Source organism: Bradymonas sediminis, from assembly GCF_003258315.1.
In the GTDB taxonomy this organism is placed as follows: Bacteria; Myxococcota_A; Bradymonadia; order Bradymonadales; family Bradymonadaceae; genus Bradymonas; species Bradymonas sediminis.
Genome location: NZ_CP030032.1, coordinates 3,007,373 through 3,025,304, shown reverse-complemented (window position 1 = coordinate 3,025,304; position 17,932 = coordinate 3,007,373). Strand labels below are relative to the sequence as shown.

At 62.6% G+C, this 17,932-nt stretch carries 15 protein-coding genes; 3 read left to right on the top strand and 12 right to left on the bottom strand.

Annotated features, from left to right (window positions below):
* Window positions 1-40: 40 nt before the first annotated feature.
* The 9 genes from DN745_RS11395 to DN745_RS11355 form a co-directional block, all read right to left on the bottom strand.
* Window positions 41-1,240, bottom strand: coding sequence for a hypothetical protein (locus DN745_RS11395; RefSeq protein ID WP_133622171.1), 1,200 nt, complete (start codon window positions 1,238-1,240; stop codon window positions 41-43).
* Window positions 1,241-1,423: 183 nt separating this feature from the next.
* On the bottom strand, window positions 1,424-4,510 hold the full coding sequence (locus DN745_RS11390) for an efflux RND transporter permease subunit (RefSeq protein ID WP_111334938.1): 3,087 nt from the start codon (window positions 4,508-4,510) through the stop codon (window positions 1,424-1,426).
* Window positions 4,511-4,513: 3 nt separating this feature from the next.
* Complete coding sequence (locus tag DN745_RS11385; RefSeq protein WP_162687622.1) at window positions 4,514-6,277, bottom strand: efflux RND transporter periplasmic adaptor subunit; 1,764 nt, start codon at window positions 6,275-6,277, stop codon at window positions 4,514-4,516.
* Window positions 6,274-7,635: a TolC family protein gene (locus DN745_RS11380; RefSeq protein WP_111334936.1), complete on the bottom strand. Its 1,362-nt coding sequence runs from the start codon at window positions 7,633-7,635 to the stop codon at window positions 6,274-6,276. The genes DN745_RS11385 and DN745_RS11380 overlap by 4 nt, the downstream gene beginning before the upstream one ends.
* A gap of 148 nt (window positions 7,636-7,783) precedes the next feature.
* Window positions 7,784-8,158 (bottom strand): hypothetical protein, encoded by a 375-nt coding sequence (locus DN745_RS11375; RefSeq protein ID WP_111334934.1) that lies wholly within the window; start codon window positions 8,156-8,158, stop codon window positions 7,784-7,786.
* A gap of 106 nt (window positions 8,159-8,264) precedes the next feature.
* Entirely contained in the window at window positions 8,265-9,353 is a 1,089-nt protein-coding gene (locus tag DN745_RS11370; protein WP_111334932.1) for a GTP 3',8-cyclase MoaA, read from the bottom strand.
* A gap of 95 nt (window positions 9,354-9,448) precedes the next feature.
* Complete coding sequence (locus tag DN745_RS11365) at window positions 9,449-10,330, bottom strand: hypothetical protein (protein WP_111334930.1); 882 nt, start codon at window positions 10,328-10,330, stop codon at window positions 9,449-9,451.
* Window positions 10,331-10,429: 99 nt separating this feature from the next.
* Window positions 10,430-12,430, bottom strand: coding sequence for a protein kinase family protein (locus DN745_RS11360; RefSeq protein ID WP_111334928.1), 2,001 nt, complete (start codon window positions 12,428-12,430; stop codon window positions 10,430-10,432).
* 69 nt (window positions 12,431-12,499) lie between these two features.
* Window positions 12,500-13,612: a TadA family conjugal transfer-associated ATPase gene (locus DN745_RS11355; RefSeq protein ID WP_111334926.1), complete on the bottom strand. Its 1,113-nt coding sequence runs from the start codon at window positions 13,610-13,612 to the stop codon at window positions 12,500-12,502.
* A gap of 216 nt (window positions 13,613-13,828) precedes the next feature.
* Here DN745_RS11355 and DN745_RS11350 point away from each other — a divergent pair, with 216 nt between their 5' ends.
* The 3 genes from DN745_RS11350 (at window position 13,829) to DN745_RS11340 (ending at window position 15,459) form a co-directional block, all read left to right on the top strand.
* On the top strand, window positions 13,829-14,536 hold the full coding sequence (locus DN745_RS11350; protein WP_162687621.1) for a cytochrome c biogenesis protein: 708 nt from the start codon (window positions 13,829-13,831) through the stop codon (window positions 14,534-14,536).
* A gap of 104 nt (window positions 14,537-14,640) precedes the next feature.
* On the top strand, window positions 14,641-15,186 hold the full coding sequence (locus DN745_RS11345; protein ID WP_111334923.1) for a CcmD family protein: 546 nt from the start codon (window positions 14,641-14,643) through the stop codon (window positions 15,184-15,186).
* A 63-nt stretch (window positions 15,187-15,249) separates the two neighbouring features.
* Entirely contained in the window at window positions 15,250-15,459 is a 210-nt protein-coding gene (locus DN745_RS11340) for a hypothetical protein (RefSeq protein ID WP_111334921.1), read from the top strand.
* A gap of 75 nt (window positions 15,460-15,534) precedes the next feature.
* Here the strand turns inward: DN745_RS11340 and obgE are convergent, their stop codons facing one another.
* The 3 genes from obgE to rplU form a co-directional block, all read right to left on the bottom strand.
* Complete coding sequence (obgE, locus tag DN745_RS11335) at window positions 15,535-16,590, bottom strand: GTPase ObgE (protein WP_111334919.1); 1,056 nt, start codon at window positions 16,588-16,590, stop codon at window positions 15,535-15,537.
* A 141-nt stretch (window positions 16,591-16,731) separates the two neighbouring features.
* Window positions 16,732-17,007 (bottom strand): 50S ribosomal protein L27, encoded by a 276-nt coding sequence (rpmA, locus tag DN745_RS11330; RefSeq protein ID WP_111334917.1) that lies wholly within the window; start codon window positions 17,005-17,007, stop codon window positions 16,732-16,734.
* 121 nt (window positions 17,008-17,128) lie between these two features.
* Window positions 17,129-17,446, bottom strand: a complete 318-nt coding sequence (rplU, locus tag DN745_RS11325; protein WP_111334915.1) for a 50S ribosomal protein L21 — start codon at window positions 17,444-17,446, stop codon at window positions 17,129-17,131.
* Window positions 17,447-17,932: the final 486 nt, after the last annotated feature.

Below are 17,932 nucleotides of genomic sequence, written 5' to 3'. Positions count from 1 at the left end.
GTGAATGCGATTGATTTGGTTGAGCGACCTGCGCCGCAATCTAGGGTTGGTCGGCATCCGCAGGCGCGCCGTCGCTTGATTCGCCGGTGGGCGGGGGCTCCTCGCCGGTGGGCTCTTCCGCGCGATGCTGGTCCAATAGTGCCTGCTCTGCATCCTCTGATAAACGATCAAGATGGTTGAAGAATACAGCGCCCGCAATGCCCGATGTCGCGATGGTGAACGCCAGAAAATGGCGCGGCAGCGGGAGCTCGTAGACGAGTGACTCGGCGGGGGGAGTCACGATGAGCTGGTCGTCATAGTGCCGCAGTAGATGGTAGGCCGAGATGGACACCGAAGCCTCAAAAGGCTCGTCATTGCAGCGACTGTGGTAGCTTTCGGCGGCCGTCTCTCGTGCTTCCTGGCGAAGTTTCTCGACCGACTCATGCACGCCCTTAAGCGTCTGTTCGTCGCCGCGCAACTCGACCCGGAGTTCCTTGCCGAGATGAAAGGCGAGGGCATCGGGGAGGGTGACGGAGTGCTCGCTGGCGAACTCCTCTTTGCTCGCGGCGTCGAATAGGATCGCCCCGCTAAAGGGGGCGGTTTTGGTATTTGAAAAGAGCTCGCGGTATAGCGGGGCAAGCGCACTATTGTGGAGCCCCGAGGACGCGGTGGTCGCGTTTTTGGCGAAGGCCTCGAAGCTCGCTGGGGTGTCAAAAACCGCCACCGCGTCGTCCTCGGGCAATGCGGCGACCCAGAAGCCGTCGTCGGGCATCTCGGGATCTTCGTTTATATAGCGGGCTTGATACCCCTGGGATTCAATGGATTTTTGGGTGCCGAATTCGGTCGTGATCTCACCGTCGAGGATCAGAAAGTCATGCTCGGGGCTGGAGACAACCATGACGAAATCGGCGGAGAGCGGGTCGATGCCCAGGCGGGTCAGCAGGAGCCTCTGAAAGTCGGCGCGCGTCGCGTCGAGGCGCTTTTGTGACACCGCTTCGTCGGGGGAATAGAAGGTCTCCTCGGCGAAACGCGCGGCTAAATCAGTGCGCACCAGCACGATCAGCGCCGTGTCATCGGGCATATAAGACGCGTAGCGCTCAAAGATCGCCAGGGCGGGCTCGAGCGCGTCGCGTTGCTCCGTGCGGGGCGCTTCGGCGGGCGTTGAGGCGGGTTTCGCGGCGCTCGTGGCGCAGCCAAATGAGGCGCCTAAGAAGCTGAACATGACGAGCAGGAGGATGCATGATCGAAGCGGGGAGGTCATGGATTGCTCTTTAATACACGCAATAAAATCGAGTAAGTAGACAATGTCCACCGGAGCGTTCAGGTGCTCCATTGAGAGGAACAATGCCCTAGTGGTACTCGCTGGACCTGGCAGGTGCAAGTCGACGCGCGTGTATCAAAAGGGGCCAGCGTCGAGCGTCCTCGACGCTGGCCCCGAGCCAACTCAATCGGCGTCCTGCCCGGTGCCAAAGACCGCGTAGAGCACCGGCATCACGATGAGCGTGGCCAGGGTTGAGGTGAAGATGCCGCCGATGACCACCGTCGCCAGGGGGCGTTGCACTTCGGCGCCCACGCCGGTGTTGAGCGCCATCGGGATAAACCCGATCGCGGCGACCATGCCGGTCATAATGACCGGGCGCATGCGGTTCATCGCGCCCCGACGGATTGCGTCGAGCGGGGCGATGCCCTGGTGGAGCAGGTCGCGCACGTGGGAGACGAGCACCATATCACCGAGCACCGCGATGCCCGACAGCGCGATAAACCCGACGCCCGCCGAGATGCTAAAGGGCATATCGCGAAGCCACAGCGCCATGATGCCGCCGACCGCCGCGAACGGCACGCCGGTGAACACGCGCAGCGCGTCGAGCATGCGCCCGTAGGTGATATAGAGCAGGGTAAAGATCAGCAGCAGCGCGATGGGAATGACGATGAGCAGGCGTTTTTGAGCCTGCTGCATATTCTCGTATTCGCCGCCGAAGTCGACATAATAGCCCGCCGGGAGCTCGACATTGGCGTCGATGGCCTCGCGCACGCTCTGCACAAAACTGCCGATATCGCCGTCGCTGACATTGGCCTGCACGAGCACACGGCGCTTGCTCCACTCACGATTAATAGTCGCCGGGGAGTCGACGACCTCGATTTTGGCGAGTTGCTTGAGCGGGATGCGCTGGCCGGTGGGGGCGCTGATGGTGATCTCACCGAGGCGCTCCGGGTGCTCGCGGTAGCTCGTGGGCAGGCGCATCACCAGGTCGAAGCGGCGCTGATCCTCGCGGATTTCGCCGACCTTCGAGGTGCCCAAAAGCTCGACATAGCGCAGCACCTCGCCGGTCGACATGCCGTGGCGCGCGATGGCGTCGCGGTCGACCTCGATGCGCAACACCGGAAGCCCGGTGATTTGCTCGGTGGTGACGTCGGTCGCCCCCGGCAGCGCTTCGATAAGTGTCTGAATCTCGCCGGCTTTTTCGCTGAGCACGTCGAAGTCATCGCCGTAGAGTTTTACGCCGACGTCGGCGCGAATCCCGGCGAGCATCTCGTTGACGCGCATCTCGATGGGTTGGGTGAAGATGGTGCGCATGCCCGGGAGGCCGTCGAGCTCGGCCTGCATCTCTTTGACCAGCTCGTCGTGGGTGCGCGCGCGGGTCCACTGGTCGCGCGGGTGCAGGGTGATGAACACGTCCGAGAGCTCCAGGCCCATCGGGTCAGTGGCGACCTCGGCGGTGCCGGTGCGCGTCCAGATCTTGTCGATCTCGTCGGTGAAGCCGTCGAGCAATTTTTGCTCGAGCTGGGTGCCGTAGCGCACCGATTCGTCCAGCGACACGCCGGCCAGGCGCACGGTGTTGATGACGATCGATGTCTCGCGCAGGCGCGGCACGAATTGGGTCGCGAGCCCGGTGGCGATGATGACCGCGTTAAACAGGATTGCCCCCGTCAGCAGCAGGACGATCTTGCGGTTTCCGAGCGCCCAACCGAGCACGGGGCTGTAGATTTTTTTGAGACCGCGGACCAGCCAGACATCGCCGTGATGCGCGTCGGGCTTGTCTTTGCTGCGCAGGCGCCGCTTGAGCGCGAAGCTCGCCAGCACCGGCATCAGGGTCATCGAGATGATCATCGAGCCCAGCAGGGCGAAGATGACGGTGAGCGCCATCGGGCGAAAGAGTTTTCCGGCGACGCCGTCGAGCGCGAGGATCGGGAAATATACGACCGCGATAATCAGCTCGCCAAAGAGGGTCGGCTTTCGAACCTCGACCGCGGCGTCACGCACGACCTCGCGGATGCTTCGGGTGTGGTCTTCGGCCAGGCGTCGCTCGGCGTTCTCGACCATGATGACCGAGCTGTCGACGACCAGACCGAAGTCGATCGCGCCCAGGCTCATCAGGCTGCCGGCGATGCCAAATTGCAGCATCATATTAAACGCGAAGAGCATCGACAGCGGGATCGCGGCGGCCACGATCAGGCCCGCGCGCAGGTTTCCGAGCAGCATAAAGAGGATTGCGATGACCAGGAGCGCGCCTTCGAGCAGGTTGGTTTGAACCGTCTCGAGCACCGTGTCGACCAGGTCGCTGCGGCTATAATAGGGCTCTAGGGTCACGTCATCGGGCAGGCTCTTCTGGGCTTCGGCCAGGCGCTCCTCAAGGGCTCGGGTGACCTCGTGACTATTCTCGCCCATCAGCATAAAGCCCAGGCCCAGGACGACTTCGCCCTGGCCGCCGGCGGTCGCCGCGCCGCGGCGGATTTCGTGGCCGAGCTCGATCTTGGCGATATCGCCCAGGCGGATCGGCACGCCGTCGATGGCGGCGACGACGATCTTCTCAAGGTCCTCCAACCCGCCGGCCAGGCCGACGCCCTGGAGCAACTGGCTCTCGCCGCCGCTGGTGACCATGCCGCCGCCGACGTTGGAGTTATTGCGCCGCAGCGCCCACTCCACCTCGTCGAGGCTGATATCGTATTTAAGCAGTCGCTCCAGGTCGATGACGACGTGGAATTGCTTTTTATAGCCGCCCCAGGTGTTGATCTCGGCGACGCCGGGCACGCTGAGCATCTGCGGGCGAACGACCCACTCGTGCAGCGTGCGAAGCTCGCGCGCCGAGCGCGTCTCGCTGGTGACGGCGTATTGGAAGACCTCGCCGAGGCCGGTGGAGACCGGACCCAGCGACGGTTTCGAGGCGCCGGCCGGCAGCTCGACGGTCTGCAGGCGCTCCATGACCACCTGGCGGCCCAGGTAAATATCGGTGGCGTCATCGAAGACGACGGTGATCTGGGAGAAGCCGAATTTCGAGACGGAGCGCACCTCTTTTAAGCCCGGCAGCCCGCCGATGGCTTGCTCCATGGGGAAGGTGAGCTGCCCCTCGATCTCGAGGGGGCTTAGCGCGGGCGCGACGGCGTTCACCGTGACCTGCACCGGGGTGGTGTCGGGGTAAGCGTCAAAGGGAAGTTCGCGAAAAGACATCAGCCCGGCCAACACGAACAGGCCGGTGATAAGCAGCACGGCGATTCGGTGGCGAAGCGATAGATCGATGAGTTTTGTAAGCATAGATTATTCCCCCGGGACTTCGCAGCAACCCGCGCCGATGCTGTCTCGGCTGAGTTCGGTTTTTAGAATATACGCGCCTGTGGTGACCACGGGTTCGCCTGGCGTAACGGTGCCACGGACCTGAACGAGGTCGCCGTCGCTGCGGTCAACTTCGACCACGCGCGGCTCGTATTGCCCCTGGCTAAGGCGCACGAAGACGACCGTGCCGCCGCCCAGGCGCTGCACGGCGCTGCGCGGCACGACCACGCCGGATGCGTCCGGGGCGATGCCGATTTCGGCGGTCGCGAATTGATTGGCGCGCAGGCTGGCGTCGGGGTTTTTGACCTCGGCGCGCACCGTGATGGTGCGGGTTCTGGGGTTCACCGCCGGCGAGATCCAGGTGATCTTTCCGGGGAATTTTGCGTCGGTTGCCCCGGGGATGGTCACCGTGACGGATTGACCGGTCTTAAGGGCGAAGCCGTCGCGCTCGGCGACGTCGATCATCGCCCACATGCTTGAGGTGTCGGCGACGGTCGCCAGCGAGGTCTCCTCGGTGGCGAAGGCGCCGACCACGCCCGGGCGGGCGATGATGGTGCCGGAGATCGGCGCGCGCAGGGTATATCGGCCACTTCGGGCCGCGCCGGAGGCGCCGGCCAGGCGAAGGGCGTTATTGAGCGAGCCGAGGTTCGACTGGGCGGCCTGCAGATCGCGGCGGGCGAGTTCGACCTGGCGCTCGGCGGCGAGGCCGGTTTCGCGCAGTTTTTCCTGGCGCTCCAGGTTGGCGCGGGCGGTCGCGATCTCTTGATTCGCGGCCTGAATTTTCGCTTGTGTTCCGCCTACTTGCGCGCTCTCAAGCACGAAGAGGGGCGCACCTTTTTCGATCGTCTCGCCGAAATCGACGCGCACATCGTGCACGATGCCTGGCACCGGGGCGCGCACGTCGGCCAGGTGATTCTGGTTGAACTCGATGCGCGCCGGGGCTGTGATGCCCATACCGACGCTGGCCTGGCGCGCGGCGACAACTTCGATGCCGACCGCCTTCTCGTGGTCATCCTGGCGGAAGATGATCTTCGTCCCGGGCTCAACGCCCTCGATGGGCGCGACGCCGCCGGGCGGGGTCATCGGGTTGCAGACGGGGCAGGCGGACTCAGGGAATCCGTGCTCGTCGCACCAATCGCCGGCTTCCTTGAATTTGGGGATGAGCTCGGGGTGGCATTTGGTGCAATGGGATTCGGGGAGGCCGTGCCCGGCGCACCACTCGCCGTTATCGGAGCTGTGGGCTGTGGCGGTCTTGGCGCCCGGCGGGGTCATCGGGTTGCAGACGGGGCAGGCGGACTCGGGGAATCCGTGCTCGTCACACCAATCGCCGGCTTCCTTGAATTTGGGGATGAGCTCGGGGTGGCATTTGGTGCAATGGGATTCGGGGAGGCCGTGTCCGGCGCACCACTCGCCGTTGTCGGCGCTGTGGGCTGTGGCGCCGGTCTGCGGTGCTTGCATCGGATGGCATTGAGGGCAGACGGATTCGGGGAACCCGTGCTCGTCGCACCAGTCGCCGGCTTCTTTATAGCCGTCGACGAGTTCGGGATGGCATTTGGTGCACATCGACTCGGGGAGCGCGTGCTCGGCGCACCAATCCTGCGGGTCCGCGGTGGCGGGGCGGGTGGCCAGGGCAGAGGCGCTGGTCGCGGCCGGGTCGGACTTCGAATCGCAACCGGCGGTGGCGATCGCCAAGAATAATAGGAAGGAAATAACGCGCATATATAGGTGTGCGATCTTGTTGATTTTCATGGGGTTTCTCCGGTATTGGCGTTCGGCGTGAGGCCGAGCAATTCTCGCAATTGGCTGTCGGCGAGCAGGTATTCTTCGCGCACGTCGAGCGATTGTCGCTGGACGGCGAGGAGTCGGTCGCGGGCGTTCATGACGTCCAGCATGCTGATATCGCCGAGCTCAAAGCCGGCCTGGAGCATCTCGAGTTGGGCGGTGAGCGCGGGCAGGACTTCTTCTTCGAAGAGTTCAACCTGCTTATGCGCGCCGCGAACGCGGTCGGCGTGCTTAAGGAGTTGATTCCTGAGGTTGCGCTTGCGGTTTTCGACCGCCTGGCGCGCGATATTGATCTTTGCGTGGGCTTCGGCGACCTCGCCCTGGTTCAGGTTCCACAGCGGGATTGGCACGCCGATCGCGAAGTGAAGGGTGTTCTCGGCGGGCATCGCGCCGCGGGTTTCGCGCTCATAGCCGATGCCAAAGCGCGGGTCGGGCCAGGCGCTGCGCTCCGCGGCGGCGAGCTCGGCGCGGGCAGCGTCGAGCTCCAAATTGAGGGCGACGAGTTCGAGGTCCTGGGCAAAGGCCTGCTCAAGCAGCCGCGCGTTATCGGGCAGCGGCTCGCGTGCTTCGAGCTCGCCGGTGGGCTGCGGCGGCGTGTCGCCTTGCCAGCCGATATTTTCGGCGAGGGTATGCAGGGCGTTTCGATAATCGACCCAAACCGCGACGAGCTCCTGGCGGGCGCGGGCGAGCTCGGCCTGCGCGATCACGAGCGACGCGCGCGGCTCCTCGCCGGCCTCGTAGCGGCGCTTGGCGATGTCGAAGAGTTCCTGGGTAAAGGCGAGGATCTCGTGTTCGACCCGCAGGCGCTCGCGGCCGATAAGGCCAAGCTCGAAGTCGCGCCGCACCCGTTGGGTTGCCTGCAGCGCGACCCGGTTCTCGGCCGCCTGCAGCGCCTTCTTCTTGAGGCGCGCAGCTTCGATGAGCCTGGCGCGTTGTCCGAAAATATCGACCCGCTGGCTGAGCATAATCTCAAATTTCGAGACTTCCGCCTCGTTGAGACTAAGCCCTAAGCTGCCGTCGACCTCGGGGTTATAGGGCTGAAACGGGGCCGCGCCGGCGATGGCCGCATCGCCCCGGGTCACGCGCATCTTGGCGGCCTGCCAGTCGGGCGAGTGCGCGCGAGCCACGGCGAGTAGCTCGGCCATGGATTGGGGCTGGCCGGTCTCAAGGGTGTATTCCTTGAGGAGTTCAGCGGTTTTTTGTGCCTCGTTACGCGCGGATTCCTGGGCGTAGACAGGCGTCGCGCTCAGGTAAAATGCGGCCAAGATAGCGCCTATAAAAAGACGCTTCTGGGTCTTAAATCCCGTCGGGATCATCTCATACATCGCAGATCCAAATCGTAAATTGGGAGCGTAAGGTGTTATAAAATTGATTCAGTTGTGCGCAATTTTCCGGCGAGTGAGGGCGCGCGGCGTGTCGCCGAAGTCGGCAGAGTGCACGCGTTCAAGGCACAATTCACCCGGGAAGATCGATTTAGGAGGGTTGCGGCGGCCTGAAGAGGCGATATCCGAGGTTGGACGGCGCGATAGACGCGACGGGAATCGGATCTTTGCTATGAGGCAGGGGGAAAATATGGACGCCCGCGAAATAGGCTGCAAGCGTGGGGGCCACGGAGTGGCAATGCGTGCAGTCGGGGCAGTCATCCGCGCAGAGGTCTTCGGGAGCGTCGCCCGGGCATTTGGCATCGCAGGGCGAGGCCTCGGCGACCGCGTCACCGGTGTGGGCGTCCGTCGGGGGGTTGGATGCGACCGCCGCGGTTGCCATCAACAGTCCGAAGACCACCAGAGCGGCGCTGATAAGGCGGCTCCAGAAGATTCGGAATTTGAGGCTGTCGGGGCGATAATGCATCGGTCAATAGGCTCGGTGTCGCGTGGATGCTAACAGGTGAAATAATGAGTCGCGGCTAGAATTTCTACCCACGAGGACTCTTTTTAACAGAATATTCAGCCGAATTCTATCCGCCAATGGAGGTCATGTTTTTGGTGGTCACCGAGCCGCCCTCGATATCGAAGGCGTGGCGCTCCTTTTTGCCGAAGAGGGCTTCGTGGACGCGCTCCTCGATTTCGGCGCGGCGCAAGACCGGGTCGGAGTGGGTGCGCAGCGGCGCGCGCAGGTTGATCTCGTCATCGTCGGCCAGGCACGCGCGCAGCCCGCCCGAGGCGGTCAGGCGCACGCGATTGCACAGGTCACAGAAGCACTCCGTGACCGCGGCGATGATGCCGAAGGCTTGGCCCTCAGGCGGGGTATCCGGGCCGTGCAGGCGCCAGTAGCGCGCCGGGCCGGTGCCGTAGCGTTTCGGGTCGACCTCGAGGCGGTAATGCTTGGCGATCTCGGCGCGCATGGTCTTGGCCGGCACGCAATAGCCCAGGTTTGACCTGCCCGCGCCGGGTGGAAGTTGGGGCGCGCCATCGGAGCCGATGAGGTCGTTTGCCCAGACGGTGTCGCCGATGGGCATAAACTCGATAAAGCGCATGATCATGGCGCGCTCGGTGGCAAAGCGCACCAGGTCGAGCATCTCGTCCTCGTTGAAGCCGGCGACGATGACCGCGTTGAGCTTGACCGATTTGAAGCCGGCTTTTTGGGCGGCGTCGATGCCCTGAAGGACGCGGTCCAGGTCACCCACGCGCGTGATCCGCTTGAAGCGCTCGGGGTCCAGGGTGTCCAGGCTGATATTGAGGCTGTCGAGGCCGGCGTCTTTGAGGGCCTGGGCGTAGCGGTCGAGCAGAAAGCCGTTGGTGGTCATGGCGATGCGCTCGATGCCGTCGATCGCGCGCAGCTTGGCGACCAGGTCGGGGACGTCGGCGCGCACCAGGGGCTCGCCGCCGGTGATGCGCACGCTGGTGACGCCCTGTGCAGCGAAGATCTCGACCAACTCGGCGATCTCGTCGTAGCTCAGGTATTCTTTGCTGGCGATCTGCCCGATCCCCTCGGCTGGCATGCAGTAGACGCAGCGGAAATTGCAACGCTCCGTGATGGAGACGCGCAGGTAGGTCACCTTGCGCCCGTAGCGGTCCTTAAAGTCGGGGAAAGTCGGTTGTGTCATTACAATGGCGGTGTGGGGGGATGAGCGCGCCGAGGATGCCTGGGGGAGAGTATCAGGCGATAAATCCACGGCGCGCTAGGCGAATTGCGGCCAACTTACCACAGGTCGATGACGCCGGCGTCCTTCGCTTTTTTCGCTTCTTTCTTCTTGGCCTTCTTGCGGCTTTGGGCGGCGCGTCGACGCGCGGCGGCCTGCTGGCGCGCCTTCTTTTCGGCGAGGCGTTCGGCGGCCTTGGGGTCGCCAAATTTCTGGTTGATCGTCAGCACCTCCGAGGCGAGCCCCAGGGTGATCTCATAGGTCGGGTTGGCGGGGGTGATTTCGTAGAAATCATCCGTCGTGTGCCCCTGCTTGGGCATATACTTCGGTGTGTCGATCTGCAGGGTGACCGTCTGCTCCGGGATGCCCTTGAAGTCGAAATGAGCGCGGCCCTCGGCGTCGGTCTTGGCGACCTCTTCGCCGTTAAATTTGATTGGGAATTTCTGGCAAACCTCGGCGTCGATCTCCTCGCCGCACTCGATGTCGATCCAGACCAGATAGTCGTTGCGGATTGATTGAAGGTTGGTTTGCAGGCGCACCGGGCTGTTGCTGAACCCGTCGATGGTCTTGACGCGCTGTAGCGTCGTAATGGTCTGGGCCGTCTCGGGGACGACATAGCCCTCGATCTCGCCGATCGCCAGGCTGACCTCGGTGTTGACGTACTCGTTGAGCGTGGCCTGGTAGATGCCATCGCGGTCGGTGTAGCCGACGATATTGCCGTCCAAGACCACCGGGGCTTTGGCGACAGGGCGCTGGTTTTCGTCGGCCACCGCGACCTGAACTTCGAAGTCATAGGCGCTGGGCGCCTCGACCTGCTCCGCCTCACCACAGGCGGAGACGCACCCAAGCATGACGCCGGCCAACAGAAGAATTCGGCCTTTGCGGAGCAACGGTGCCGATTTTTCGGGAGCGAATAAATTTTGTTTTTGGCTCATCATCATGCGTCCTCTTGCGAAAGTTTCAATCCATACCAACGGGGTATTTATTCAAACGAACGAAGCAAGTTTTGGATCTAAAAGATAACTATCGGTCAGCACGACTCATTCGGGCGCGGGGCTCTGCTTCGGCGAGAGCACGCGGACCTTCGCGGTCGGGTTATTCTGGAAGAAATGCTCCGACTCAGCGCGATAATCCAGCGTCGCCAGGGTCTTATAGGAGCGGGTCGCGTCGCCGATATTGTCCTTGTCGATCGCCTTGGTGATGCGCTCGCGCTGTCGGGCCTCATAGTCGCGCAGCGGCTTCTTCTGCAGAAGATCGGCGAGCAATTGCTTCTCTTCATCGGTCGGCGCATTTTTGCGCAGGCGAATGGACTTGGTCACGCTCTCAAGCGCGCTGCGATACTCCTGGAGTTGGTCGCTGGCCTTGGCAAGTTTGTCGCCCTTGGCCATGCGGGCGCGGGCGGTTTCAAGCAGCGCCGTCGACTGGGCTTCGAGCTCTTCGGGGCTGAGCTGAGCCTCCTCGGCCTCCGTGGTGGGCGGGTTGACCTGGTAGCTGGTCACCACCTGCAGGCGCGAATCGGGGACGACTCCGGCCAGGGGGGCGCCGGGTGCCGCAGGCGCACCGGGCGCCGCAGGCGCGCCGGGTGCTGCTGGCGCGCCGGGTGCTGCAGGGTTTGCGCCGCCCGGGGCCGCGGGGGCGTCGATGGGCGCGTCCATCTGAGCTGCCTGGATGCGCGCCTGTTCGAGCGCGGCCTTCTCAGCCTGCTGCTTATTCCAATACATATAGCCGGCGAACCCGCCGAGCAGGAGCACGGCGATGGCCGCGACGACTTTGATGTCGAGCTGGGACGGGTCGAAGTTAATCTTGCTGCCGCCGCTGGCGCCGCGGACCCTCAGCTTTGAGCCGAAGTCGGCCATCGTTTGCGGGCGCTCGGCCGGGTTGTCTGACAGGCCAAGGCGCAATTGCTTGACCAGTCTCTTGTCGTCGATTGCGTCGAGGCTCTGGGGCGACAGCGGCATGCCGGTGAGCGCCGCGGTGCCGACGGCGGCCAGGCTATAGACGTCGGTGGCCGGTGTGAGTTGGCGGTCCTGGGGCGGACGGCGCAGCTCCATCGGGCCGAATTCGCCCAGGTGACCGCGCGACTCGAAGCTGAGCAAGTCGAAGGGCTCAACCATGATCGAGTTATCTTCCTGGATCCAAATCGCGTCCAGGTTCAGGTTGACGTAGAGCAGCCCCGCCTCGTGAACCGCCTGCAGGACTTCGGCGCATTGCTTCAACCAACCGGTGACGTGCTCGGGGGATTGCGGTCCATGCTGCTCGATCACCGCTGAGAGGCGATACCCCTCGGGTTTCGCCATCTCCGCCCACACGCCCGACTGGGAGGCGAGCACGCCGTTAAGCGGCACGAGTCCGGGGACTTTTAGGGCTTCGAGTTGGGCCAGGCGCTGGCGCCATTCGGCGGGCATCGCGTTGGGGGCTTCCGACCAGATGCGGCGGAGCACGACCGGTCGGCCCAGCGGGTTCTGCGCGAAGATAAGTGTGATCTCACCTTCTTGGACCGATTGAGGGCCAAATTGGTACCCGTGGGTGAGCACCGGGTCGTCCATGATCCCGCCCGCGGGGCCGGCGGCGGGCCCGCCGAAGTTGGCTCCCTGGGCGGCCAACTCTTCGATATTGATGAAGTCGGTATGCCCTTCGTGACCCGCGACCGAGGTGTCGGGGACAAATTGGGCGACGCCGCCCGCGGGGCCGAATTGCTGCTGTGCGCCGATGCCCACCGATGGGCTCGGCGCTGACAGGGCATCGCGGCGCGGGTCGGTGCTCTCCCCATAATAGCCCGGCGGTTGCTGGAACGCGTTCAGGTCCACCATCTGGGTGGCGGCATCCTCAAAATCGTCCTCATCCGGCATCGAATGGTAGGACGGAGGCGCTGGCTGCGAGGGCTGCGACGGCGGGGCGCTCATCGAGTCGATGCTGACCATGAGGGTCTTCTCGTCCTCGTAGAAGTCGTCATCCGCCATATCGTCGCCTCCCTGCTGGCGGCGCTGGTTATTACGGTCGATGAGGCTTCGTCTCGCCTGTTTAAATCTATCGTCGGACATAGAGCTTTAGGGGGCCTTGCTACACTGTGAAACGCGACGAATCGCGGGGCTAAAAGCGACAGGGGGTGCTTAGTCGGAGTTCGGATCGGGTTGGAACCAGGACTCTTCCAGGCGGATGCCCTGTCGCTTCGCTTCTTTCATAAAGGTGGGCAAATTGCCCATGGGTTCGAGCTTGCCTTTCACCTTGCCGTCTTCGTCGGTGCCGCGGTGGACGAACTCGAAGAGGGGGTGAATCTGATACTCGCCGTTGGGCGACAGGTCGAGGACCTCGGCGATATGGGTGAGCTTACGCGAGCCGTCGCTGAAGCGACTGGTCTGCACGATCACCTGCACGGCCGAGGCGACCTGGCTGCGCAGGGCGGTCAGCGGCAATTGCACCGGCGACATCATCGCCATGGTCTCCAGACGGCGCAGCGTATCGTCGGGATAGGTTGCGTGGGTCGTGGTCATGGAGCCGCCGTGACCCGAGGTCATCGCCTGAAGCAGGTCCAGCGCCTCGCCGCCGCGGATCTCACCGATGACGATTCGGTCGGGGCGCAGTCGCATCGCAGAGTGAAAGAGGTTGCCGATCGTGACCGCGCCGCGCCCACGCGCGTCGGGCTGGCGGGCCTCCATCATGATGACGTGGGGCTGCTGCATCTGGAGCTCGGTGGAGTCCTCGATGACGATGATGCGGTCGGCCGGGTCGATGAGCAGTGAGATACAGTTGAGCAGCGAGGTCTTACCACTACCGGTACCGCCGGCGACCACCAGGTTGCGCTTCATCTCGACGCAGGTTTTGACGAACGCGGCGGCATCCTCGGTGATGCTGCCGTAGCCGACCAGCGCTTCCATGTTGAGCGAGAAGGTGCCGAAGCGACGAATCGCCAGGCTGATGCCGTTTCGGGCGCATGGGGGCAACACGACGTGGACACGGCTGCCGTCGGGCAGACGCGCGTCCATGCGCGGGTTGAGCTCGTCGAGGGTCTTGCCGACGTATTGCGCGATATTCTTGACCCCGCCCATCAGATCGTCGTTGGTCTCAAAGCGGGCGTCGGTTTTGTGCAGCTTTCCGCTGACCTCGATCCAGATATCGTCGGGCCCGTTGATCATGATCTCGCTGACCGACGCGTCCTGAAGATAGGGCAGGATGGGCTTAAAATAGCGCTGGATAGACTGTTCAAAGATTCTTTTTGGAATCATACCGAGGGTGTCCGAATTTGCTGGGTTATCGCCTAATGCACCTACTCGCAGACCATACAATAGCCCCGGAGGTGACGCAATCACGCGCGGACCCGGCTTGTGCGTTGTTCACGCTGGCCGCGTGTGCTAATCGCCGGTCGGCGCAATTCGCTGCGCTATTGTCCCAGGATTCTGGTGCGCGGCACGCAGTTCCCACCCGCAAGGCAGGTGATGCTCATGGTTCGTATCCTCGAAAAAATCTTTCCGATAATCGCCGCTCTGAGCGCCCTGGCCTTTATGGCCACGCTCTATCTGATCTTCTTCTACGCCCCGGTCGAGCTGACGATGGGGATCGTGCAGAAGATCTTTTATGTGCACGTGCCCGCGGCGATGATCATGTACGCCGGGTTCACGATCGCGTCGCTGGCGAGCCTGCTGTACCTGATAAAGCCCAACCGCATCTGGGATATGGTCGCGGTCAGCGGCGCCGAAGTCGGGCTGCTCTTTTGCCTCTATGTGCTCGTGTCCGGGCCGCTGTGGGCCTATAAAGCCTGGGGCAGGGCGTGGACGTGGGACCCGCAGTTAACCGCGACCTTTGTGCTCTTCCTCCTCTATACCGGCTATATGCTGTTACGGGTCTTCTCGGGTTCCGGGGAGCGCGTGCGCAAGATCGCGGCGGTGCTGGCGATTATCGCCTTCGTCGACATTCCGATTATTCACTATGCGGTGCGCCAGTGGGGCGGCATGCATCCGGTGATTGAGCGGGAGGGCGGCGGGGGGCTGGCGCCGGATATGAAGATGGCGCTGTCGGCGGCGATGCTGGCGTTTTTGGGGCTGTTTTTAGTGCTATTTTGGCTGCGCCTTCGCGTGCGTTTGACGCAGCGCACGGTGGATCGCCTTTACCTGGATGTCGAAGACGCCGCACAGGTGCTGACCGAGGCATAGACGCCGGGGGAGGCATCCTTGCAGGTGCGCCCGACGGTTGTAGATATTCGTTTTTTGAGGACCTAAAGTTCTCGCGGTTGAGTTCTCAACAAAGAAGAGTTGCTATGAAGAGATCGACACGTAGCCCGCTTACCCATGTAACGCTGTTGGGCGCATATCCCGAGCCGGTGAGGGACCGTCGTCATTCGCCCCGGCGCTGGCTTAAGTCCGGCGTGGTCGCTGCGCTCCTGGCGCTTCTTTCGCTTGGGCCGGTGGGCGCTGGCTCGGTGGCGTTCGCCCAGGGCGCACCAGAGCCGGCTGCGGCCGAAGTTGCGGCGGATGAGGTCGCGCTGGAAGAGGCGGGCGCCGAAGACGCGGCTCCCGCGGCCAAGCCTGTGGTTGCCCAGCAGCTTTCGGGCTCCGAGGCCCAGGTCGCGATCGCCATGGCGGTGAGCGCCGAGGTCGTCACTCAGGCCCGACGCGTCGGGCTAAAGCAGGCCTGGCAGCACGGGAAGATCCCCGGCGGCCCGCTGATGGTTGCGGCCTATTTTGTGCTGTGGATCTTCATCTTCGCCATGATCTTTATGACCATGCGCCGCCAGCGCGCGCTCAATCGCGAGCTGGACGAGTTAGGCCGGCGCATGGACGTCGTCTTTGACGATATGGAATAGAAGCGGGCTGAACCGGGTCGAGCATCGAGCTCTATAGAACGACGCATTCAAGCGAGGAAATTCATGTCGAGCGCACATATATTTTATATCCCCATCGCCCTCTTTATTGGTCTGCTCGCGGGCTTCTACCTGGGGCGACACGCGGCTCAGGAAGAGGCGCGGGAGTTGAAGAAGCGCCGCGAGCGCCGCCAGGCGATTCGCGAGAAACAGCAGGCGCGCGACGGCGCGGCGGCCGGGGAGCAGGACGAGGAAGGGGCTGAGAAGTCCGCCTGAATTTTTGACGTATTTAAGGCAAAAAAAATCGTCGGCGCCGAATCTCTTCGGGCCGACGATTTTTTTGGTTCAAGATTATTCTTCCCACCAGGGCGTGTCGTTGACCGCGTCGAACTCGCCTTGTTTCACCGCGTGGCCCAACATCTTCTTGAGCTCGTCGATATTGGTGTGCGTGGCGGCTGAGATCGCGATAAAGGGCAGGCCTAATTCGTCCTCGAAATAGGCGCGCAGCTCTTCCTCGCGCTCGGCGACATAGGGCAAGTCGATCTTATTGAGGCAGACCAACTCCGGCAGGTCGAGCAGCGCGGGGTTATAGCCCGCCAGCTCGCCGCGGATGACCTCGAAATCCTTGACCGGGTCGCGCCCGCTGGCCTCGGCTTCGGTCTCCGGCAGCACCTCGAGCACGTGCACGATCAGGTTGGTGCGCTCGATATGCTTGAGGAATTGAACGCCCAATCCCTTGCCCTCGTGGGCGCCCTCGATGAGGCCCGGGATGTCGGCGATCGTGAACTCCTCGAGCGGGTTCCAATTGACCACGCCAAGGTTCGGGACCAGCGTGGTGAAAGGGTAGGCGGCGACGCGCGGGCGCGCGCTCGAGACCGTCGCGATCAGCGTCGATTTACCCACCGACGGGAAGCCCACCAGGCCGACGTCGGCGATGAGCTTGAGCTGTAGGTTCAGCGTCAGCGAGACCCCCGGGTAGCCGGGCGTGCATTTGCGCGGCGCGCGGTTGGTGGAGGTCTTGAAGTTCATATTGCCGCGCCCGCCATCGCCGCCGCGTGCCGCGACCACGCGCTGGCCGACCTCGACCATATCGGCGATGAGCTCGCCGGTATCCGCGTCGTAAATCAGGGTGCCGACCGGGATCGGGATGACCTTGTCGGCCCCGCCGGCGCCGGTGCATTGGCGGCCCTCGCCTGGGCGGCCGTTCTCGGCCTTAAGCGAGCGCTTATGGCGAAAGTCGCTCAGGGTATGCTGGTTATTGCTGGCGACGAACACGACATCGCCGCCTTTGCCCCCATCCCCGCCATCGGGGCCGCCGCGGGCGACGTATTTTTCGCGTCGAAAAGAGCTGCAACCGTCGCCGCCTCGGCCCGCATGAATTTCAATTGTTGCTTCATCAACGAACATGAGACTGGCCCGTGAGTGACAGATTTAATGAGTGGGTCCGAATAACAAAGCCCCTGAACCACGCTTGGGGTGGGACAGGGGCGATGCGAACCGCATTTTAAGCTTTAAAGCATATTGCCCGCCCGAAGGCGTGGGGCAAACTTACTCAGCTGCTGCGACATCTTCGCTCGGAATGATCGAGATGACTTTGCGGCCACCTGCGACGTTACGAAAATGTACACGACCTTCGGTTTTTGCGTAGATCGTATAATCCTTGCCCATGCCCACGTGCAGGCCGGGGTGGAATTTGGTGCCGCACTGGCGCACGATGATCGTGCCCGCTTTGATAAGCTCGCCGCCGAACGATTTCACGCCACGGTACTGTGGATTGGAATCGCGACCGTTTCGTGTACTACCTTGACCTTTCTTATGAGCCATATCAGACGCTCCTTTAAGTTGCTCTTTGTTGAACCAATTCGCGCTTGAATTGACTCGAGATTAAACTGCCCGATTCTCTCGACGCCCGAGCGGCGTCGAAATTAACTCCGGGCAATAGGCTTTAGCCCGCGACGACATCCGTGATGCGGATGCGCGTGAAGGACTGACGATGACCTTGCTTCTTGCGGTACTTTTTGCGCCGCTTTTTCTTGAAGACGATGATCTTCGGGCCGCGATGGTTGTCGACGACCGTTGCTTTGACGGTGGCGCCTTCGACGAGCGGTTGGCCAACAGCGATATCATCGCCGTCGCCTACAGCAAGCACGCTATCGAAGGTGATTTCGCTGCCGGCCTCGGCGTCGGCGAGTTTCTCGACGTTGAATTCGTCGCCAGCCTTGACGCGGTACTGCTTACCGCCGGTCTTAAAAATTGCATGCATGATGGGTCTCCTGAAAAATAATCTATCGCGTTCGTTTAAACGAAATTTTAGGGGCCAAATCGTCGCAACGACTCGCCGTAAAACTATCAATTTACTCACAGGTTGTCTCAAAACGCGCAGCCAATAAGCGGATGCGTGGCCGAGCAGCCCGAAGGTGGCGGAACCTACACGAGGCGATTGGGGGCGTCAAGCCATGATGCTCACTGAGTAATTCGTCGCGAGCATCGGAGCCTAAAAGTGACGTTTATCGACCGAATCTCGGGCGAAAGCAGTCGATATTGAGTCGATATATGGATATTTCGACCGGATCGACGGGCTCTTACCCACGGTGTAGATCGCCGCGGGGAGTCATAATATAGTGTGGCGCCTGTGTATAGGGGGAAGCGCGCCGCCGCCGGCCTTCGCGGTTCTTCCATTTTGCTCTATGGTGTTTAGAGTGTTTTTCGCCCAAGCAGGAAGCTTCGCAGGATGCTTCGCACGATGCCC

What these genes read in the sequence shown, in the direction of transcription:
- DN745_RS11395 (WP_133622171.1), bottom strand. Translation starts at nt 1,240, where the DNA reads ATGACCTCCCCGCTTCGATCATGCATCCTCCTGCTCGTCATGTTCAGC.
- DN745_RS11390 (WP_111334938.1), bottom strand. Translation starts at nt 4,510, where the DNA reads ATGCTTACAAAACTCATCGATCTATCGCTTCGCCACCGAATCGCCGTG.
- DN745_RS11385 (WP_162687622.1), bottom strand. Translation starts at nt 6,277, where the DNA reads ATGAAAATCAACAAGATCGCACACCTATATATGCGCGTTATTTCCTTC.
- DN745_RS11380 (WP_111334936.1), bottom strand. Translation starts at nt 7,635, where the DNA reads ATGTATGAGATGATCCCGACGGGATTTAAGACCCAGAAGCGTCTTTTT.
- DN745_RS11375 (WP_111334934.1), bottom strand. Translation starts at nt 8,158, where the DNA reads ATGCATTATCGCCCCGACAGCCTCAAATTCCGAATCTTCTGGAGCCGC.
- DN745_RS11370 (WP_111334932.1), bottom strand. Translation starts at nt 9,353, where the DNA reads ATGACACAACCGACTTTCCCCGACTTTAAGGACCGCTACGGGCGCAAG.
- DN745_RS11365 (WP_111334930.1), bottom strand. Translation starts at nt 10,330, where the DNA reads ATGATGATGAGCCAAAAACAAAATTTATTCGCTCCCGAAAAATCGGCA.
- DN745_RS11360 (WP_111334928.1), bottom strand. Translation starts at nt 12,430, where the DNA reads ATGTCCGACGATAGATTTAAACAGGCGAGACGAAGCCTCATCGACCGT.
- DN745_RS11355 (WP_111334926.1), bottom strand. Translation starts at nt 13,612, where the DNA reads ATGATTCCAAAAAGAATCTTTGAACAGTCTATCCAGCGCTATTTTAAG.
- DN745_RS11350 (WP_162687621.1), top strand. Translation starts at nt 13,829, where the DNA reads ATGGTTCGTATCCTCGAAAAAATCTTTCCGATAATCGCCGCTCTGAGC.
- DN745_RS11345 (WP_111334923.1), top strand. Translation starts at nt 14,641, where the DNA reads ATGAAGAGATCGACACGTAGCCCGCTTACCCATGTAACGCTGTTGGGC.
- DN745_RS11340 (WP_111334921.1), top strand. Translation starts at nt 15,250, where the DNA reads ATGTCGAGCGCACATATATTTTATATCCCCATCGCCCTCTTTATTGGT.
- obgE (WP_111334919.1), bottom strand. Translation starts at nt 16,590, where the DNA reads ATGTTCGTTGATGAAGCAACAATTGAAATTCATGCGGGCCGAGGCGGC.
- rpmA (WP_111334917.1), bottom strand. Translation starts at nt 17,007, where the DNA reads ATGGCTCATAAGAAAGGTCAAGGTAGTACACGAAACGGTCGCGATTCC.
- rplU (WP_111334915.1), bottom strand. Translation starts at nt 17,446, where the DNA reads ATGCATGCAATTTTTAAGACCGGCGGTAAGCAGTACCGCGTCAAGGCT.